This window comes from Streptomyces lunaelactis (genome assembly GCF_003054555.1).
In the GTDB taxonomy this organism is placed as follows: domain Bacteria; phylum Actinomycetota; class Actinomycetes; order Streptomycetales; family Streptomycetaceae; genus Streptomyces; species Streptomyces lunaelactis.
In genome coordinates this window covers 296,225-314,883 of sequence record NZ_CP026304.1, presented here as the reverse complement: position 1 = coordinate 314,883, position 18,659 = coordinate 296,225, and the positions used below count along the sequence as shown (strand labels likewise).

The window sequence follows — 18,659 nt, the reverse complement described above, 5'->3', positions numbered from 1 at the left end:
GGACAAGAGCGAGGGGATACCTGCCTGGTGCCGGGCTCTTTGAATGCCGAGCATGGAAGGATGCCGAACACCTATCGCCCGATCCTCATGGATAACAGGGATGAGACGGCCACCGAAGCGGCTGCACTCAGCCCTTTTCGAGCCGTAGCCGTCACCACGGTAGCTGTGGGCTGCGTGGCCTTCGCGTTGTACGCCGTGTCGCTGTCAGTAGGAAGAGCGCCATGGCCATGGTGGATGCAGATCCCCATTCAAGGTGCTGGCATGCTCGCGCTGGTGGCCGGATTCGTCATGCTGTTCCGGCGACCGGGCCTAAGCCGCACCGGCGCATTGCTGGTGGCATTCGGATTGACCTGGTATATCGGCGATCTGCAATTTAGCGAACATCAGGCCTTATACGCCGCTGGCTTTTGTCTATTCTTTTTTAACGCCGCGGTTATGGCGCAGATCGTCTTGTGCTTTCCCTCGGGCCGGTTTCGGGATCCCATCGCGACCATAGTCGTTCTTAGCCTCTATAGCATCATTCTGATCAGCCAGACCGCTCGATACTTGGTCGAAGAATCGCCTCCGCCGCAGGTCTGGGGCGACCCCAAGGCGGGCACGTACTCACCGTGGGCTACTGTCGGGACGCTAGCCGGGATGATTCTCTGCAGCGCCGTTCTCGTGCTGCTGATTCGGCGTTGGCGGTCAGAGAGTCCACCGATGCGCAGAAGCGCCATTCCGGTCCGGTTCTTCGCCACCCTGGCGGCTGTGATCGTTAGCGGCTTCCTGATTGTTGCACTGACACACGCAGCTGCCCGACTGAACCACGTCCTGCTTTTCGGATATGCCACGGCTGTGCTTCTTGTTCCCCTTGCCAGTCAGGTTGACGCACTTCGGGTATGGGTTGGCCGGGCTAACGCTTTCGAAAAGCTTGCTGATTTCGAGGAGGTGGCAAGCGAGGGTTATCGGGAGCTCCTCGCCAAGTGGCTCGGCGACCCGGAAATTGAGATTCATCCATGGCTGCCTGACGAGAAGCGGTACGCAAATTCGGCTGGCGAGACTGTCGAACTGCCTACAGATCCGGGTCGCAGCGTGACATTTTTGGAATGGAAGGGTCGCCGAATTGGCGCACTCTTTCACGATTCCTCGCTGGATGGCGCTCGGCAGCTGAAGTCAGTAGCGGCTGTGACGAGAATTGTTCTCGAGAAGGAAGCCCTTCAAGCACGGCTGCGCAGCAGCCGAAACCTGCTGATCGACCTCGAGATAGAACACCGTAAAGAACTCCAGAGCGCGCTTCATGACGGCGGACAAGACGAGGTTATCGGGATTCGGTTCGCTCTCCATGATCTGATAAGTGAACTTGGACAACAGGCGGAGTCCAGCACGGTCGGGCTGATACAAGACGGTATAGCTAGGTCCGAGCGCTTGCAGGACCAAATCAAGGAGGTTGCGTTTGAGCTGTACCCGCCGGCGCTCGACTACGGTTTGAAAGCTGGCGTCGTGTCGCTTTTTGACAAGTTGCGGCTCCCCCCAAAAGATCTGACGATCCCGGAAACACGCTGGCCAAAGCGAGTCGAACACGTCGCTTACCGGGTTATCAGCGAGGCGATACGCAACGCCAGAACTCACGCACGTGCCAACACAATTCGGGTCAAGGTCACGCATGAGACCGATTGGCTCATAGTTGAAGTAATCGATGATGGCGTGGGGGGTGCTAACTCAGCTGAAGTGCGGGGATTGGGCAGTCAGCGAGCACTTCATCTAGTGAATGTACTTGAGGGGAAACTTACCATCGACAGCCCACATGGCGTGGGCACACATGTGAAGGCGGAACTCCCGTGCACATTATGATTTCCGACGATGCCCCGCTTTTCCATGATTTGCTTGCGCCTCGTCTGCGGCAGCGCGGGGTTGAAGTGAGTCAGGCCAGGTCGATTACCGAGACTAAGGCACAGCTTGAGCAGGGCTTGGCTCCCGATGTAATCCTGCTGGACATGGACTTTTCGATCGCCGGAGAGGGATCATTCGCTGGACTTACAGCAGCGCGGAGTATCCGTCGGGGGTACCCCAAAATTGCTTTGCTCGCCATGTCGAAACACGATGAATTGCGCATCGCGTTAGAAATGATGAACATCGGGCAACAGGGCGGCCGTATTGGCTACCTCCTCAAGGACAAACTAGAGGGAGTCACACAGTTACTGGATTTCGCTCGTACGGTGCATGCTGGTGGCATCTGTATTGACGCGCAGCTGAAAGGTTTAGCAGCCCGCGGAGGGAAGCTGACTGCCACGCAAAAAAGGGTCGTAGATCTGATTGCGCGGGGGTACACGAACAAAGCAATCGCCGAGCGACTTCTAATCTCTGAAGGAACAGTCGAAAGGCACATTGCAGCGATCAGAAGGGCTTACGGGCTCCCTTCCCCCGAAGAAGAGCGGAAATTGCAAATGAACATCCGCGTGCTGATCGTGCGCGCGTACCTAAATGACATCATGGGTCACAACGATCACGGCCCGGAGTAAAACTGGGGGGCATCCCACATCCAGGTCGCCATGTGCAGGGGTTCCCCCATATTCACGTGGGAGGTACCTGAGTCACTATCGAATTAACCCGCTTCACCCGTGCTGACCCGAAGAGAAATTTGAGGGAAAGAGCTGCGACGGGCGTGGCGCCCAGCGGGTCCCGATTGCTCGCGAGCCGCAGTATGACTGCTCTAGAGCGTCTGCCATCGATCCACCTCGTTGATTTGGAGGGCACGACATGCGTATATCCGCGCCGGGCTCATTTTCACGTTTCTTCTGTGCCTTGGGAGTGTGCCTGGCGCTTCTGGTCGTGGGGGCCTGCACAAATGAGAAACCCGAACCGCCGGCACCGGATCCGGTGACCACCGCGCCGACGACTACGGAACCCGTACCGGACCCCACGACTACGGAACCCGTACCGGACCCCACGACTACGGAACCCGTACCGGACCCCACGACCACGGAACCCGTACCGGACCCCACGACCACAGAACCCGAACCGGACCCCACCACCACAGGTCCGCAACCGTCCGTGCCCGAGAGCGTTGTGGGCTCCTGGTGCGGCGGCCAGAACGACGCACCCGGCGGGCACTGGACCTACGTCTTTTCAGGCGACGGGAGCGTCGCCGCAAAGAACAGAGAGGGTGGCTTCTCTGGGTATGTCGTTACCCAAGGGGATGTCATGATCTTTTATGTGGAGGGCAGTGAGCCGTTCGAATCGACATGGTCGGTGAGCTACGAGGAAGCCCTCGGCACCAATCTACTTTTCCTCGACGACTACAGCTATGTCCCGGGAGGGTGTGACTCGTAGCATTTGGGGCCCCAGAGATCCTTGATCTCCTGGGGCCTCGGTCCTGCGCAACGCGCAGGCACCAGGGATGGGCGATGGGTGCCCCGCTGCGCGAGCGAGGCGACGAACTCGTGCGAGCTAGCCTCGCCGTTTCACTTGGGGACGGCTGGCTTTGGGGCGGAAACGCGAAAGTGCCTTCCTGACCTGGGACGATGAACCTTGCTGAGGGGTTCTGTCGGTCCAGGCGGAGGGCACTTTCTACGTGCAGGCTATCGGGTTGCGTCCCAAGGTCCAGGTCAGTGCCGATGGTTCGGGGGTGGTCGGTCACGCCGGGGCACGGTTGCTGGCTGATCTCGCTGATGCCACCGGGCTCACCGCCGCGTACTCCACCGCGCTCAGGCCGCTTCGGCCGCGCGGGACCGGGCATGATCCGGGCCGGATCGCCACCGACCTGGCGGTGATGCTGGCCGATGGCGGCGAGGCCATTGCGGATCTAGCCGTACTGCGGGACCAGGCAGGGGTGTTCGGTTCCGTTGCCTCGACACCGACGGCCTGGCGGCTGCTCGCCGACACCGATGAGAGAGCACTGTCTTCTCTGCGCTCGGCCCGTGCCCAAGCCCGGGAAGTCGCCTGGCTGCAGGCCGCCGAGCAAAGCGAGGGCATTCCCGCAGCCCGGGCCGCGGGACGCATTCTGCCCGGGCTGATCCTGGACCTCGACGCCACGCTGGTCACCTGCCACACCGAGAAAGAGCAGGCCGCACCCACCTATAAAGGCGGCTTCGGCTTCCACCCGCTGCTGTGCTTCCTCGCCAACACCGGCGAGGCACTGTCCGGCCGGCTGCGGCCCGGGAACGCCGGCGCCAACACCGCCACCGACCACATCACGGTGCTCGACCAGGCGCTCGCGCAGATCCCCGACGCCCACCGGCACGGCACCGACATCCTCGTCCGCACCGACAGCGCCGGATCCGCGAAAGCCTTCCTGGCACACGTCCGCGACGTGCGGAAACGAGGAATCCGTACCTTCTTCTCGGTCGGATACGCCATCACCGAGCCGGTCCGCCGCACTGTCCGGGCCATGCCCGACCGCCTCTGGCATCCTGCCCTGGACCAGGACGGGACTCTGCGTGATGGCGCCGAGGTCGCCGAGCTGACCGGCATGGTCGATCTGGACGGCTATCCGGCCGGCACCCGCATCATCGTGCGCCGAGAGCGGCCGCACCCCGGGGCCCAGCTGTCCCATGTTCGATCAGGACGAGGGTCTGCGCCATCAGGTGTTCCTCACCGACACGCCGTATTCCGGGGGCGGCTCCGCCCAGTTCCTGGAGGTCCGCCACCGCGGGCATGCCACCGTCGAGGACCACATCCGGTGCGGCAAGACCACCGGATTCGGTCGGCGTCAACGCCGTCTGGCTCGAACTCAGCCTCGCGGCGATCGATCTGCTGGCCTGGACCCGTGTCCTGCTACTGGACAGCGAACTCGCCACTGCCGAGCCGAAGAAGCTCCGCTACCGGCTGCTGCACGTCGCCGCCCGCCTCACCCGCGGCGGCCGACGCCTGCGCTTGCGAATATCGGCGACCTGGCCCTGGAGACACGAACTGGCCACGGCCTTCCATCGCCTCGCCGCACTGCCCCGACCCGCCGGCTGACCGGCAAACCCTCGTCCGCCCACGACCCGAAGGACCCCGGAGAACCCGACCACCGCGCCGGGCCTCCACCCTGCCCAAGTGCCGAAATCGCCTCGGCCACCCAACAGTTCGTGATCAGCGACGCCGCCTCATCCCAACCGAAACGGCGAGGCTAGTGCGGATCAAGGTGGATCGCCCGGTGTGGGGTCCTTCTGGGTGGCCGCGCCTTGAAACCTTCCGCAGCAGGACGCCAGCGTCGAGGAGTCGGCGAAGAACGTGCCGCAAGGCGCGCGGCTTGCTGGAATCACCTGGGACAGGCTCGCGCCAAGCGGCGCAGAAGGTTTAGAAAAGCGTCACCGATGCTTGGCGTGTGCCCAAAGGCGCAGTTGCGCGCCTACCTACTGAACAGGGGCCATCCCGTTTCCAGGTCGCCAGCATCAGGCTTCCCCCCATATTCCGACGGGAGGCATCTGAGTGAGGATCGAATCAGCCCGCTTCGTCTGTGCGGGGACTCGAAGAGAGAAAGGTCCACGATGAGCTACCAGTACACGGGCCAGATGGCCCCGCCGCCCCCGCCCCCGCCGGCGTACACCGGCCAGATGGTCAACAACGTTCGTCCGGTCGGTGCCGCCAGCGGCACAGCCGCAGCCGTCGCGCAGACGGCAGCTGTCATGGCGGGACGGCAGGTCCTCATGGCTCTGTGGCGAGCCGCGACTCGCTAGTGAAAGGCGGCCTGGCGAACGAAGGCAGGCATCATTAGGAGGAGGCCGGTCAGGGCTGACATAGCCCTGACCGGCCTGTCTATGCCCCGTTATGCCGGGTGGTCAGCCAGCGAAGGTAGGCGTCGACCATCTGGCGGGCTGACAAGGGCGCTCTAGCCCTCGTGATTATCATTCATCGGCCACCTCCGCCCACTTCTCCTTGGCCCGCGAGCCCGAGGCGCTGTTCGGTGAGGACCCGCCGCTCCGGCCAGGGATCTCATGAGGCGGATGAGCTAGGCGATCGCGTCGGGCTCTCGGACGGACCGGTGCGGCCGCATGTACCAGCCGGGGCGTGGGTTTTGGAGGTAGTGGGCGTCGGCGAGGCGCTGGGCGTTGGAGAACTACTGGCAGTGGGGGAGGGATCCTCGGAGGGTGTGGCTGAGGTCGGCGTGGACCAGGCGGGGGAGGGCCAGCCCGACCAACGCGAGCCGGTGGGGAAGATGATCTGCGGTTCGTGGGCCACTGTCACCTGTTCCGTGGTACCGACGGGCTGGAGAGAGGCCCGAGGGGTGACCGGCGCGGCAGGGTGGGCGCGGGTAGGCCGGCAGGAGCTGGAGGGCTGCCCGGTGAGGGAGTCCGCAGCCAGCGTGATGGCCAGGCCCATCCCGGCCACCCCCACCCCGGCCAGGGTGACCAGAGGGCGCCACGCTAGGCGAGGAGATATAACACCGCCGCCCCACCGCGACGACGTCCTGTCAGTGTGAGCGCGTGCGGGGGTGTGCAGCTCCTCGGTGTCCTGCAGTGCCTGTACGTGCAGTTGCTCGGCCTCCGCTTTCGCCCGCTGCAGCAGCTGGTCGGCATCGTGCTGGGCCTGGGCGCGCAGGCGCTCCGCCTCTGCTTCCGCGCTGGCGCGTAGGCGGGCGGCTTCCTCGTGCGTAGTTGCGCGGACGTCCTCGGCTTCCCGCAGGGCCTGGTCGAGCATGTCCTGCACGGTTGTGCGTACGCGCGTCCACGGGGCGTGGGCCTGCCGCTGCAGGAACTTCACGTGCTGCCACTGGCTGCGCCATTGGCCCATGAGCTCCGGGCGGGCCGGGGTGTCTGTCAGTGGAGGCTGCGGGTTGCTGACCACCCGGACGAATTCCAGCAGCGCCTCCAGGGAGGGAAATCGCTTGCCGGACAGTGCCTCGTTGAGGCCGGCCTTGGTCAGCCTCGGCCGGTCGGATGCCTTGACGAGTGTGGCGTAGGACGGCGCGCCGTACGCGATGTGGAGTCGGTTCAGCTCAATGGTGAACTCGCGCCATGCTTCCTCGTACGCGGCGATGGCGGCCGCGTCCTCCGGCTCCACCTGAGGATCGCCGTATGTCACCGGATCACACTCCCTGTTGTGAAATGCCACGTTAGAGGGTCCGGTGTCTGAACGTCCGCGGATTGGGTCGAACGTTCCTGAACGCCTTGGGCCGTTCAGTGTTGCGCCGGTTCGCACAGGCTGGTGACCTGCGGCGTCCGGGTCTATGCGGGGCCGTACGGATCACTAGGTGCCCGGGGGCGTGCGGCGGTCTGCTGGAGGCATGGCTGACATCGACACAACCTCCCAGACGCCCGAGCCCGAACTGCCCCCCGCCCCCCAGGGGCCGGCGCTGCCGCCCGAGCCGGCGCGGCATCAAGTACTGGACGTGGTGGTCCTGGTTGCCCTGCTCGGCGTGTGTGCAGGGGTGTACCGCGCGGTCGGGAACGCCGGCTTCTCCGTGATCATCGGAGCAGTTGCCGGGCTGTACGGCACCTGGCGCATGCGGCGCTGACCGGGCAGGGTCGCTTCCGGTTGGACCCGTTGGCCCCAACGGACTCAACGTCAGGGAAGGGGGCGGCAGGCTTGGCGTTGACGCCTCAGCGCACCCGACGCCTTCGGTGACGGCGCTCTCTCCACTGGCCGCCGCGCCCGGGGTCATCGTCGGGTGCGCCAGGTGGCGAAAAGGCCGACGCCGGTGCTGACGACGATTGAGAAGCCGGCGGGCCCGGTGAAGTGGAACAGTGCGGCGGACAGGCCCAGGAGCCCGAGGAGTGCGCACAGTTCGAGGCCGGGCCGGTGGCCGGGCTGGGGCTGCGGACGGCGGGTTGTGGTCGAGCGGTTCTTGGCGGTCATGGTCTGCCCCCATTGCGGTGGTGGTCGAGCACCTGGTGCGGTGCTGCGTCTCCTTCCACGCTGGGGGTGCGGCGAGGGCACTCGACTCGATTCCCTGCGAAGACGCCGGATATTGACAGGCCAGTCCGGACAAACGCTGCCCGGCCCGTCACGATCTGACAGATCCTGGTGTTCTGCCGGAGTGGATGGAGGGGGCGGCGCTTGTCCATCAGGATCACCATGCCGACGGAGGAGCAGCTGGCGCCCGGGCCGCTGCGCGATCTGATCAGTGGACTGCACCGCCTCTACCTGGACGCGGGAACACCTGCGTCACGGCAGATCAGTTCCGCCATCGAGAAGGACGGCGGTGCCCGCGGTGCGCCGAGTCACGAGACGGTCAGCGCCATCCTGCGCCGGCCGACCCAGGTGCCGCGGTGGGAGAACATTCAGTCGATGGTCCGTACCCTGGCCGCCTGGTCTCATCGCCGGCCCGACGTCGATGCCGAGGTCAGTCGCTTCCACCAGCTGTGGCAGACCGCCGAACTCGCCCCCGCCGCCGAAGCAGACACCGCTCCGCCCTGGCTCACTGATCCCTCCGCCTACGCGAGGCCGCTGCCCAAGGCCATGGACGCCGTATCCGAGCCACACCGCATCGTCGCACTGCTCGAGCAGATGGACAACGAGGCCCAGGACCACCTGCTGCCGCCCCTCGCGGCTGCTTTGTGGAGGCCTGAGCGGTCCGCCACGTACTGCATCGAAGTGATGGACGAGTTCAGCGGCAAGGGCCGCCCGCGACTGGCCCGGACCGTCCTGGCCGCCGGAGCTCTCTCCCGCCAGTTCCTCAGCCTTTCCCTGGAGCTGCGGGCGCGGGGGCGGGACGAAGCCGATGAGGTCCTCGACATCGCGCACCGGCACATGCCCCTCCTGCAGGTCTGGGAATACGGAGTGGCACTGACAACCGTCAGTCAGGGCACCGTCGATACCAGCCGGGCCCGCCCGCGCTTCGAAGACATGACCAGACACCGGCCCCCGTCAGAAATCGTCGAGCTGCTGAAGACGCACGAGCTCCAGAGACCGCCCCTTGGCCGCCAGGAACTCGCCGACACCCTCCTGACGGCCATCGCCGCCACCTATGGCGAAGAGCAGCTCCTCGACCTCACCGAGCTGATGCGTGATGCCGGACTCGCCGTCTTCGTCAGCCGCTTGTGGCGGAGCATCGCCGAGGAACGCAAACCGCTCGCCCCTCTGCTGCTCGCCCTGCGCGAGACCGGACGGTCCTGGGAATCCACCGCCGTACTCCGGCGCCTCGTTCCCGAGCTACCCACCCCCCGCTACCGTGCCGACACCACCTCGCGGGCGACCCGGATGCAAGGGGTTTTAGAGGAGCTGCCGAAAGCGGGCCTGTACGAGGAGATGGAAGCCCTCCTCCAGATCATCGCGGGATACGTCCGCTCCCTCGATTCCCCTGACGACGGCTACTTGGCCCTACTGAATGCCTTCAGGCTCTGACCCGCTGGCCCTGACCGCGGCCGCCGGAGCCGCTACGCCGCGTGGGGTCCTGAGTCGTCGACGATCGGCAGCATCCAGCAGGGCTCAGATCTGTTGGTCGTTGCTGTGGCGGCCGAGGCCGCGGCCGAAGCGTTCGGAGATGGCCGGCATCAGGCTTTCGCCGTCGGCTGGGCGGTCCAGGCCGAAGACGTAGCCGGGGAAGTCCAGGTTCTTCTGCACCGCCCAGATCCCGTCGTGGTCCTGGGGCGGAAGAATGCGCACCGGGTCGCCGACGGCGACCCAGCCGATCGGCACCATCGAGTCGGCGGGCAGCACGGTGCGCAGATGCACGATGCCGTTGATCCGCACCTCGGAGCGGGCCCCGATCCGTGCTCCGTTGAAGACGCGGCTGCCGGTGGCCAGAAAGACCTCGACCTCGACCCGGCAGCCGGTCAAGTAGGAGGTGGGGCCCACCAGGACCTGCCGTCCCAGAATCAGCGGATCCCGTCGGGTACCGCGCAGGACCGCGTTCTCCATCACGATGCTGCCCTCGCCCAGTTCCACTGGCCCGCCCTCGGCGGTGAGCACCGCACCGAACAGGACCCGGCACCCGGCCCCGACCCGCACGTCCCCGCACAGCGTGGCGGTCGGAGCAACGTAGGCCGTGGGGTGGACGGTCGGCGAACAACCTTCATGAGCAATCAGCATGGCCGTGATCATGCCGCGCCGCACATCATCCCTCCAGGCAAGACCCGCGCCGGGCCCGGCCGAGTACCCGCCAGACGCCACCGAGCCGTACGCCACGACCTGGCTGAGCTGAACCGGACCGGCCACCGCCAGGGAAACGCGCGAGGAAGGCCCACCTGCGCCCCACAGGTCGGTTGTGAGTGTCCTGATCTGGGGCTCACCCGTTTGTGTGACGAGGGCGCTGGACGTGAGCGGGAGGCGTTCAGGGGAGGGTCGAGGGCGCTCGATTTCGCCCAACTCCGTTGTGACATGTGTCACTTCAGACGCCGGGCTTGGTGGGTGGCCCGTGCGCGGGTGCTCGTTGGCCCTGTTCAGGGGGACTTCGTGAACAAGAGTGCGACTGTCGAAATTACGTAGCGTTCCTGTGCGTGATCACCGGGTCATTTTTTCGTCGGCGTGATGAGTGATCGGACGTCGTTCTCGACATCGTGGTGTTCAGGGCCAACTGGCCCCCCGGTTCGGGCTCGTTGCCGTGCCGCCCTCAACGACGAGGAACTGCGATGACTACTGGACGCCGGAGGCCCGAGTGAGCGACGACGACGTCGTGGGGGACGTCTCGCCCCAGGGCGGATATGCCCAGCCGGTGCGTACCCCGCTGCCGTTGCCCCTGGACTACGAGGGCTTCTACCTCGGCCACCAGGAGTTCTTCCACGCCTTCGCCGAGATCCATCTCGGCAGCCGCCGCGCGGCCGAGGAGGTGGTCCATCAGGTGTTCCTGGAGATCCTTGCGGGCTGGGAGCAGCTGCTGCAGGAGGACGATCTGGAGCAGCAGACCCTCACGGTCCTGCACCGCCATGTAACCCGCCGTCTCGAGCGCGAGGGCCGCACACCGGCATTCGTCATCAACGGACCGATAGCCCAGAACCTGCGCGCGGTCCGCAACGAGCTGGAGCTCAGGGACGGCACCAGCGGGCTGTACGAGGCCATCGCGGAGCTGCCGCCCCGGCAGTTCAACGTGATCGTGCTGCGACACCTTCTGGGCTACAAGACGGCCCGGATCGCCAGGTTCATGGGCCTGGACGTACGCACCGTCGATTACCACGGCCGCAAGGGCAGGGAACGGCTGCGCGTCCTGCTGAAGCTGCCCGCGTCGCCGGGCAAGAACAAGAAAGGGGGAGGGAAGTGACCTCCACGATCGATGAACTGCTCGCTGACGCCGTCATCCCGACCTCATCCCCGGCCGCCTTCGACGTCGGAGCCGCGCTGCGCCGGCTGGCCGCTGACGCGGCACAGGCCGGGCCGCCGCCGGACATGGCCCGGGCCGCTCAGGCCGGCCAGCGCCTGGCCGTGGTCTCCCGCTGGATCCTCAACGGGCCCGGCGCCGCCGCCCATGTGGACCGGCTTGCCGACGGCCCGCAGGCCACCACCGTCGATGAGGCCCAGCTGGACGAAGAAGGCGCCGCCGTCTTCGCCTGCCTGCTGTATCTGACCGGACACCCGGAGAGCGCCCAGTTCTGGTGGCAGCTCGCCGCCGGAGCCGGTCACCGGGCAGCGGCGTACTGCCTGCACCTGCACCACCTCGCGCTGGGAGAGATGCGGGAGGCCAAGCACTGGCGGCACCAGGTCACGAGCTCCGTGATCGACGCCGACGCGCTGGACGAGAACTTCCTCACCATGCTGGAGGTAGTCGCGCGCTACGTACGCCAGAACGGCTCGACGGCGAGTCCTCCCACCGGAGGCCTTGAGATGGAGATCGACCGGCTGGCGGAGGACGGCAAGAACTCCTGCATCATCGTCCGCCGGCCCGACCGGCGCCTGGCCGACCGCCTCCACGACTTCACCCGCCGCTGACCATCCGTCACAAAGCAAAGGAGCCCCGGCTCCGACCCTGGTTCCTAGGCCTCCGGTCGGAAGGGCTCCTCGCGCGACGCCCCCTGAAGACAAGGACATCTGACATGAACCATAGCCCGGCTCGCCCGCTCTGGCGCAAGACCACCGACACCGTACGCCGACTGTTCCGCTGGGCTGCCCGGCGCCGCCGTACCGCCACCGGGCTCCTGCTGCGCGGCGCGTGCTACGGCGCGGGCACCGGAGCCGTGAGCATCCTCGCCGTCTGGGTGGAACGGCACCTCTAAGGCCATGCGTTGCCCGCCCCGCCCCTGCGCCCGCGGCGGGGCCGGGCGGGGAGCTTCCGCCCGGAGACGGTAGGAACGCACCGAGCGGCACCGCGGGCGTTGGCAGCGCCCAGCCGATTCCGCCGCCCGCGCGGGTCGCCGGGGATCAAGACGCAGGTCTGATCGAGGGGCGAGGCTCGCTCTGGCTGCCAGAGCCATAGGGCCGGGCAGCCAGAGAGGGCCACGATGTCAGCCTTCGTCGAAGACGAGGTCCTCCGGCTCGCGGGTCATCCTGACCTCGGTGGCGTTGATTACCTCGACGACGAGGTCGAGGCCGGTGGTGAAGTGGCCGTCGGACAGGACGGTGAACTTGTCGGCCTTCTGCGCGAGGAAAGCGCGGAAACCGCCGAGGTCGGGGTCGCCATTATTGAGGACGATGTACTCGGCCAGGCGGCGGAAGAACTTCGGCAGGACGACATCAGGGGTGATGGTGGGGGCTGCGGCGGCTTGGGCACCGTCTGTGGTCTTATCGTCCGGCCACAGCCCCTCGCCATCCTTGCGTGCCTTTTGGGCGACGGCGGTTAGCTCCTGGCGCAGGTCGGGGAAGAGGGTGCGGTAGAAGAGCGGGTAGGCGAGGCCGACGGCGAGGAGGTGGTGGTTGACTGTCTTCTTCAGCTCCTTGACCTTTGCATCGATCGACTCTCCGCTGCGCTTGGCGTGCTGGCCCTTGCCGACCAACGCGACGCAGCGGCCGTGGGGGTCCGCGCCCCGGGTCAGGATGTAGCCGGGGGCCTGCTGGGGGGTGGACGAGGTGACGGTCCCGTCGGGCTTGCGCTGCACCTGGGTGAAACCGAGCCAGCTCAACAGCTCGTCCGCGGCCCTGTCGGCGAACTCCTTCGGCTGGTGCAGCTCCTGCCCGCCGGACGGGGGACGGTAATGGGTTTCGAGGGTGTCGATCCCCTCCAAACGCAAGTTGGCGCCGCCGGTACTGTTGCGGCGTACCGGACGCCCGGGGACCAGGTCCCAGTGGTCGGGGTTGTTGGGGTGGAAGCGGACCGTGTCGCCGTCCGGGCGGGTCCCGGCAATCCGGAAGACGCCCTCGATGAGCAGCATGGGCATGGGTGGACTCCTTCGCTGAAGCGGCCACTCTGTGACCACGGAACGGGATGTCAGAGCCGACAATTCACGCTACGTCACAACATGAGCTCACATAGTGACGAAACTCTGAATGCAGCCGGCAGCGGAGGCGCTCGCTGAAGCCGGAGATCGTGGCGATCGTGATCAGCCGCTGGCGGAGTCGGATCCGCGACCTGCGGGCCGCGCCGCCCCCCTCCCGGCCTCCCCCCACGGGAGGGCCGACGTCACTGGACGTAACGGTGTACGTCGTGGCGAGCGGCAAACACCAGGCACAGATCCACGGCACAGGGCCGTGATTGGAATCAGTCGCGTGACGGGTACGGGTACGTACCCGTACCCTGGCGGGATGGGAAGGAGCACGACGATGTCCGATGCCAACGTCCGTATCCCCGAGGAAGCCAAGGACCGGCTCGCCGCGATCGCAGCCGCTGAGGGTCTGTCGCTGCGCGCGTATCTCGCCCGTCTCGCCGAGACGCTGCTGACTCCGGCCGAGCGGGCGGAGCGGGCGGAGAAGGTCCTGGCCGCGTTGAAGGAATGGAACGGCTACGCGCCGACCGCTGCCGAGGAGCGGGACCTGGACAGCGAGCTGGACCGGCGCCTGGCCCAGGTGACCGCCCGGTGAGCGACGCCATGCACATCGTCCTGGACGACACCGCGATGGCCGCGGCCGGCCAGGGCAACGTCCTCGCCTCCCGCCTCATCCACCGCGCCCACGCCGAAGCGGATTGGTTCCTGTACGCCCCGGCGTGCGCGTTAGTCGAAGCCGATCGCGCCCGGCCCGGCACGGCCGAGCACCTGGCCTCCCTCCCCGGCATCACTGTCCTCGACCTGGACCTGGCCGCCGCCCTGGCCCTCGCGCGACAGGAGACCTGGGCCGCGGCACACAGCCAGTACGCGGCGCAGCCCACCCCGGACCGTCCCGACGGAGCGATCATCGCCACCACCGCCCCGCACCGGTGGGCAGGGGAACCGGTCCGCGTACTGGACCTCAACCCGTGATTTCCGTGAACAGAGAGGCTGCGCCATCTTGAAGTGGCTGGTCAGCAGGGGTGGTGTGACCCGGTTTCGGGCTGCTCCTACTGGTCGCGGGCGGCAGTCTGGGGTGTAGATCGTCTGGCAGGGCGGTTTTGCCGATGAGTTCACCGTCCTCGAACGGTCTACCCAGCGACACGACCGTTCTCGACAGGAGTGCCATGTCCACCATCCAGCCAGTGATCATCACTGCCGACCAGGACGTCTTGCTCGGCTTCTATACGAAATTGTTCGGCGCCGAGGAGATCTTTCGGGTACCGGCGGAAGGCCCGGCCTTCTACCTCGGCTTGCGCATCGGCGACACCGACCTCGGGCTGGTGGCCAAGACGAACCCGGGGACCGGGGCGGCACCGCGGATCCTGCTCAGCATCGGTGTCGACGACGTCGACGAGATGCTCGGCCGGGTGACGGCGCTGGGCGGCTCGGTCCGCGGCGGCCCCAACGACATGCCGTGGGGACAGCGCGTCGCCCACATCCAGGACCCCGACGGCAACCCGGTGAACCTCACCCAGTCGATCCCGGCTCAGTGACGCTGTTCCGGTTGCTTGTGCTGGTCGTGGGCTGCCTGCGGTATGGATCAATTGCCTGTAGTGGCCTCGATGTTCGTCAGTACGAGCAGCGCGCGAAGCAGGTGGGTGGCGCGAGCCGGGTCAGTGCGGAGCTTGGTGAGGATCCGCCAGTTCTTCAGATGGACGAAGCCGCGTTCGACCGGGGCGCGTCCGGCGGCCAGGATGCGGTTGGCCTCCCTTTCGGCGGGTGCGAGTCCGAGGGAGCCATCTACGCGTCAGGACACGACGTCCATACGGTGAGCTGGGCCGTTCACAGTGCAGTGTGCAGGCGATCGCGTCGTGTGGTCACCAGGGCGCGCCACCGCTGGCGGGTGGGCCGTTCTCCGTCGAGCCACTGCGCCCGCGAGGGTGCGTCGGCGGGGAGCGAAAGGTCGGCCATGAAGTGGGCGATGTCGACGTAGTACGCGTAGTCGCCGCTGCGGGTGAGGTCGTTCAGGCGGGTGATCGAGGCGGACACTGAGTGGTCGGCGCCCAGGACGGCGTAGTGGAAGCACAGGGCGAGTTCGAGGATGGGCTCGGCGACGGTGACGCCGGCGAGGCCGATTTCGGTGCGCAGCAGCTCGGCGCGGTCTTCGATGTCCTGGGTGGTGCCGGCGTCGCGGATGAGCGCGGCGATGCGGACGGTCGCGCTGGTCACGCGCAGGACGAGCCCGGTCAGCAGTTGTTCGGCCAGTTCGATTTCGTCGGCGGCTTGGTCGGGACTCATGAAGGCGAGGGCGAAAGCGCGTTGGGCCTGGGAGGTGGCGCGTTCGCCGGCGATGCCGTGTTCCTCGGCTTCGGTGCGAGCGGTTTCATACGCAGCGGCTGCTTGATGCATGTCGCCGTGCGGCCACCAGATGTCTCCGCGTACGCGATGGTGGCGGCCGTCCCAGCTGAGCGTATCGGCGGTGGCGAGGGCGGTGGGGAAGTCACCGGCGAGGCGGGCCAGGTGTGCCAGGCCGCGGCGGGCGCGAGGCGCGAGGCGTCCACCACGGTCAGCGACGTACTGCATTCCGTGCCGCGAGTCTTCGGAGCGGCCAAGATCACGGTGGGCTTTGGCCCGGTAGTAGACGGCCATCTCATGCAGCTCGTCCGGCAACTGGCCGGTGTCGATCACGGCACTGAGCCGCTGCACGGTGCGGCTGCGGTGCTCGTGCTGTCGACGGGCGAGGGCGTTGAGCAGCTCAGCCAGGGCGTCAGCAGCCGTGTGTACTCCCGCCGCCTGGCCGGTGTGTGTGGGCTGGACGAGGGGTTCCCAGATTGAGTCGCTTACGTAGGCGAAGGCGGCGTCGGTGAGCCAGCTGAGGTCGAGAGGGAAGTCGCGGGCGAGGGGCAGCCCTTGGCGCAGGCAGCCGACCAGCAGCGGCCGACCGCTGCCTGCAGCCCACTGCCGGCCGAGGGCGGTGAAGGCGCGTTCGGCGGCCGCGGCCCAGTCGTCCGGTGACCAGCGGTCGTCCGTGGGGTCTTGGACGGTGCGGAGCATGGAGCGGATTCGGGCGTGCAGGTGGTAGCGCCACAGGCCGAAGGGGTTCTCCAGGACGAAGGGCCGCTCCACGAGACGGAGTGCGGGCGCCTGGTGGGTAAGGCCCGCGGCCCGGGTTGCCAGGTCCAGGTCGAAGGCGTCGAACAGCGCGATGGCGCGCAGGACGTGCCGCTCTTCGGGGGTGAGGTCGGAGAGGGTGCCGGCGATGCGACTACGCAGGTCCTCGCTGATGAGAGGCTGTCCGTCCCGCGTGAGGCGACGGGTGAGGTAGTTCTCGCAGTCCTCACGGCTGAAGTCGCCGATCAGGATCTGCCGGCCGAGCGCCGCACCCGACGAGGGGCGCGGCACCGGGTTGTCGTGGGCGGCCAGGCCGGGCCAGGCCGCCGGCCCCGTCCAGTCGAGCTGGCCCTGGATGCCTTCATCGGCCCATTGCAGCCGGGAGCGGCCGGTGACAATGAAAAACGCGTTCGGCATGAGCCACACCACGCGTTGAAGGAGACGCTCGAAGTCGCGGTGCGTGCGGTCGCCGGTGTCCTCGAAGGTGTCCAGCAGGATCACCGGCACGATCTTCTCGTCGGCGGGGAGCTGGGCGAGCTCCCAGGCCACCAGGTGCGGGTAGTACGAGAGGCTGTCCAGGTCAGGCTCGGCCTCCAGCAAGTCGGCCAAACGCGTGCAGCCGGCGAGGGCGCGTACGGTTTGGCGGCGATCGCGCAGGGCACGCACCAGCGAGCCGGTCACCTGGCCGACGACAGAGCCGACCGTGCCGGGCAGCAGCAGCGCCTGGGCGACGTCGGACAACGCGGACTGCATCTGCTGCGGCAGCGCCTTGCCGAACCGGGCCGCGAGGCCGCCGCGGCGCAGATACTCCTCCAGCGGTTCGCCCGGATGCTGGTGCTCCCAATATCTGCGCAGGGCGACATCGAAGGCGGGCAGCGGGCGCCCCAGTTCGGCGAGGGCGAGCCGGATGGTGAGGATGACGCGTTCGAAGTCGGTGCCGACAGAGCGGGAGAGGTCGATCCGTACGGGAAGGATCGACGGCCGGTCGGGCCAGGTGGGCTCGCCCCACTGGGCGGGACGCTGCTCAGTCTTGGCGAGAGCGGCCTCCAGCTTGCGCGACAAGGTTGATTTCCCGATGCCGCCCACGCCATAGAAGACGAGAACGTTACGCCTGGGCGCTTCGACGTCTTCGACGTTGAAGCCGGGTGCGGCGATGTGCCGCAGGTGCTCGGTGAGCGCGGCCGCGACCGTCTGCCACTGGCCCTGCCGGTTCGTGAACGCCTCGTCTGCGGACAGCTGCCGGTCGTTCGAGCCGAACAACGCGCGAAGATCCAGACCAGCCACAGCGTCCCCCCTGATGATCACCTGGCACCAACCTACGCCGGAAGTGTGGCCGCTGGCCGCGCAGTTGGCCCAGACGGCAAGGAGCCGACAGACCGGCGGAAGCGCTCCGGAAAGCGGCGGCAGGTGCTGCGTCGGTCGGCGGGAAAGCCCCGGCTACACCGAGGAGCAGAGGGCCGACGTGGAGCGGCTGCGTACGCAGTGCCGCGAGCTGTCCATCACTGTGGCCACCCACCCGCACCGGGCCCAGGGCGAGACCGGCGAGGCCCGCACCCATGCACACCCCGGCAGGCCGCCGGGCATAGGAGACGGACGCGGTTGGTCCCAGAGAGCCCGCGGGAGGGTCAAGGTGATCGTTTCTGCGGTGAACTTCGTGACCCGGGAGGGTGAGCGCGCGCGGTCTGGGGGGTGTGGAGCGGTGCGGGGCGCGCTACCTGTATCCGTGTGATGACAACCATGACGCGTTCCGCGGTAGCCGCAGTCCTTGCTCTGGTGCCGTTGAGTCTGCCGTCGTCGGCTCAGGCCACCGGTACGGTGATGAAGCCCGGCACAGGTACGACAACCTCCGCCGTGCGTGCGGTGGGCTGCCCCGATGGCTACGTCTGCATTTACCCGGACATCAACTTCGGAGGGCAGCCCTGGGTCCGTCGGGCGGCTGACGGAAGTGTGAAGGACCTGCCCTCACAGATCCGCGACGACGGCAGCTCCATCAGGAACAACTCAGGCAAGACCGCCCGCGTCTACGAGAAGCGCAATCACCACGGACGGTGGGTTTGTGTGACCCGCAGCGGCGGCTCCATCCACGACCTGCGCTCCTACAACCTCAACGACCAGACCCGCTCACTGAAGATCAACAACAACGACTGCGGCTGAACACCGGCACAGTTCCTTCCAGTTGGGCTGCGGTACGGACGTCACCCCTGACACGGTGAGCGACGGCTACGCGGAAGGCGGGCGGTGCCCGACGTGTGAGCGAGTCCACCGCGAACTCCAGGCGGAACGAGCAGCCGCGGAGGACCCTGCCCGCAGCAACGGGATCCTCGCCCGTCTGCGCGCTCGCACCGCAGATCAATAGCGACGTGGGGCGCGCGCGAT

The 18,659-nt window shown here is 67.0% G+C and carries 19 protein-coding genes and 2 pseudogenes; 15 read left to right on the top strand and 6 right to left on the bottom strand.

The features are described from left to right. Positions 1 to 60: 60 nt before the first annotated feature. From SLUN_RS39190 to SLUN_RS01395, 5 genes and pseudogenes are all read left to right on the top strand, one after another. Positions 61 to 1,830: an ATP-binding protein gene (locus SLUN_RS39190; RefSeq protein WP_159100128.1), complete on the top strand. Its 1,770-nt coding sequence runs from the start codon at positions 61 to 63 to the stop codon at positions 1,828 to 1,830. Further along, a complete protein-coding gene (locus SLUN_RS01410) occupies positions 1,827 to 2,498 on the top strand; it encodes a LuxR C-terminal-related transcriptional regulator (RefSeq protein ID WP_159100127.1) in 672 nt (223 codons plus the stop codon). The genes SLUN_RS39190 and SLUN_RS01410 overlap by 4 nt, the downstream gene beginning before the upstream one ends. Before the next feature lie 532 nt (positions 2,499 to 3,030). Then, complete coding sequence (locus tag SLUN_RS39185; RefSeq protein ID WP_159100126.1) at positions 3,031 to 3,309, top strand: hypothetical protein; 279 nt, start codon at positions 3,031 to 3,033, stop codon at positions 3,307 to 3,309. 241 nt (positions 3,310 to 3,550) lie between these two features. Further along, positions 3,551 to 4,938 (top strand): annotated as a pseudogene (locus SLUN_RS01400) (IS1380 family transposase). A 512-nt stretch (positions 4,939 to 5,450) separates the two neighbouring features. Beyond that, positions 5,451 to 5,639, top strand: a complete 189-nt coding sequence (locus SLUN_RS01395; RefSeq protein ID WP_108146794.1) for a hypothetical protein — start codon at positions 5,451 to 5,453, stop codon at positions 5,637 to 5,639. Positions 5,640 to 5,895: 256 nt separating this feature from the next. Here the strand turns inward: SLUN_RS01395 and SLUN_RS01390 are convergent, their stop codons facing one another. Beyond that, positions 5,896 to 6,984: a hypothetical protein gene (locus SLUN_RS01390; RefSeq protein WP_108146793.1), complete on the bottom strand. Its 1,089-nt coding sequence runs from the start codon at positions 6,982 to 6,984 to the stop codon at positions 5,896 to 5,898. A 202-nt stretch (positions 6,985 to 7,186) separates the two neighbouring features. On the opposite strand from SLUN_RS01390, the gene SLUN_RS01385 reads away from it, so the two are divergent. After that, the gene (locus SLUN_RS01385) at positions 7,187 to 7,417 is read left to right on the top strand and encodes a hypothetical protein (RefSeq protein ID WP_108146792.1); all 231 of its coding nucleotides are present in this window, start codon (positions 7,187 to 7,189) and stop codon (positions 7,415 to 7,417) included. Positions 7,418 to 7,560: 143 nt separating this feature from the next. Here the strand turns inward: SLUN_RS01385 and SLUN_RS01380 are convergent, their stop codons facing one another. After that, positions 7,561 to 7,758: a hypothetical protein gene (locus SLUN_RS01380; RefSeq protein ID WP_108146791.1), complete on the bottom strand. Its 198-nt coding sequence runs from the start codon at positions 7,756 to 7,758 to the stop codon at positions 7,561 to 7,563. 201 nt (positions 7,759 to 7,959) lie between these two features. Between SLUN_RS01380 and SLUN_RS01375 the strand changes: the two genes are divergently transcribed. Then, entirely contained in the window at positions 7,960 to 9,246 is a 1,287-nt protein-coding gene (locus tag SLUN_RS01375; RefSeq protein ID WP_108146790.1) for a hypothetical protein, read from the top strand. Positions 9,247 to 9,330: 84 nt separating this feature from the next. Here SLUN_RS01375 and SLUN_RS01370 read toward each other — a convergent pair whose 3' ends face one another. Continuing rightward, positions 9,331 to 9,933: a gamma carbonic anhydrase family protein gene (locus tag SLUN_RS01370; protein ID WP_108154443.1), complete on the bottom strand. Its 603-nt coding sequence runs from the start codon at positions 9,931 to 9,933 to the stop codon at positions 9,331 to 9,333. 565 nt (positions 9,934 to 10,498) lie between these two features. Here SLUN_RS01370 and SLUN_RS01365 point away from each other — a divergent pair. The 3 genes from SLUN_RS01365 to SLUN_RS01355 all read left to right on the top strand — a co-directional run bounded on the left by SLUN_RS01365 (position 10,499) and on the right by SLUN_RS01355 (position 12,047). After that, the gene (locus tag SLUN_RS01365) at positions 10,499 to 11,098 is read left to right on the top strand and encodes a sigma-70 family RNA polymerase sigma factor (protein ID WP_108146789.1); all 600 of its coding nucleotides are present in this window, start codon (positions 10,499 to 10,501) and stop codon (positions 11,096 to 11,098) included. Continuing rightward, a complete protein-coding gene (locus tag SLUN_RS01360) occupies positions 11,095 to 11,763 on the top strand; it encodes a hypothetical protein (RefSeq protein ID WP_108146788.1) in 669 nt (222 codons plus the stop codon). Before SLUN_RS01365 ends, SLUN_RS01360 begins: the two co-directional genes overlap by 4 nt. Positions 11,764 to 11,867: 104 nt before the next feature. Continuing rightward, positions 11,868 to 12,047: a hypothetical protein gene (locus tag SLUN_RS01355; RefSeq protein WP_108146787.1), complete on the top strand. Its 180-nt coding sequence runs from the start codon at positions 11,868 to 11,870 to the stop codon at positions 12,045 to 12,047. Positions 12,048 to 12,275: 228 nt separating this feature from the next. Here the strand turns inward: SLUN_RS01355 and SLUN_RS01350 are convergent, their stop codons facing one another. Further along, positions 12,276 to 13,145 carry a thermonuclease family protein gene (locus SLUN_RS01350; protein WP_108146786.1) on the bottom strand — a complete coding sequence of 290 codons (870 nt, stop codon included), beginning with the start codon at positions 13,143 to 13,145 and terminating at the stop codon, positions 12,276 to 12,278. Between the two features lie 382 nt (positions 13,146 to 13,527). Between SLUN_RS01350 and SLUN_RS01345 the strand changes: the two genes are divergently transcribed. The 3 genes from SLUN_RS01345 (at position 13,528) to SLUN_RS01335 (ending at position 14,725) form a co-directional block, all read left to right on the top strand. Continuing rightward, positions 13,528 to 13,785, top strand: coding sequence for a hypothetical protein (locus SLUN_RS01345; protein WP_108146785.1), 258 nt, complete (start codon positions 13,528 to 13,530; stop codon positions 13,783 to 13,785). A gap of 8 nt (positions 13,786 to 13,793) precedes the next feature. Continuing rightward, the gene (locus tag SLUN_RS01340; protein WP_108154442.1) at positions 13,794 to 14,162 is read left to right on the top strand and encodes a PIN domain-containing protein; all 369 of its coding nucleotides are present in this window, start codon (positions 13,794 to 13,796) and stop codon (positions 14,160 to 14,162) included. A 194-nt stretch (positions 14,163 to 14,356) separates the two neighbouring features. Then, on the top strand, positions 14,357 to 14,725 hold the full coding sequence (locus SLUN_RS01335; protein WP_108146784.1) for a VOC family protein: 369 nt from the start codon (positions 14,357 to 14,359) through the stop codon (positions 14,723 to 14,725). Positions 14,726 to 14,772: 47 nt separating this feature from the next. Here the strand turns inward: SLUN_RS01335 and SLUN_RS01330 are convergent. Both SLUN_RS01330 and SLUN_RS01325 read right to left on the bottom strand, forming a co-directional pair. Next, positions 14,773 to 14,946, bottom strand: a pseudogene (locus SLUN_RS01330) (transposase family protein); the annotation flags it as partial. 68 nt (positions 14,947 to 15,014) lie between these two features. Continuing rightward, positions 15,015 to 17,567 (bottom strand): ATP/GTP-binding protein, encoded by a 2,553-nt coding sequence (locus tag SLUN_RS01325; RefSeq protein ID WP_108154441.1) that lies wholly within the window; start codon positions 17,565 to 17,567, stop codon positions 15,015 to 15,017. A 13-nt stretch (positions 17,568 to 17,580) separates the two neighbouring features. Between SLUN_RS01325 and SLUN_RS42670 the strand changes: the two genes are divergently transcribed. Then, the gene (locus SLUN_RS42670; protein ID WP_503461796.1) at positions 17,581 to 18,012 is read left to right on the top strand and encodes a DUF8825 domain-containing protein; all 432 of its coding nucleotides are present in this window, start codon (positions 17,581 to 17,583) and stop codon (positions 18,010 to 18,012) included. Between the two features lie 8 nt (positions 18,013 to 18,020). Then, entirely contained in the window at positions 18,021 to 18,437 is a 417-nt protein-coding gene (locus SLUN_RS01320; protein ID WP_254710252.1) for a peptidase inhibitor family I36 protein, read from the top strand. Positions 18,438 to 18,659: the final 222 nt, after the last annotated feature.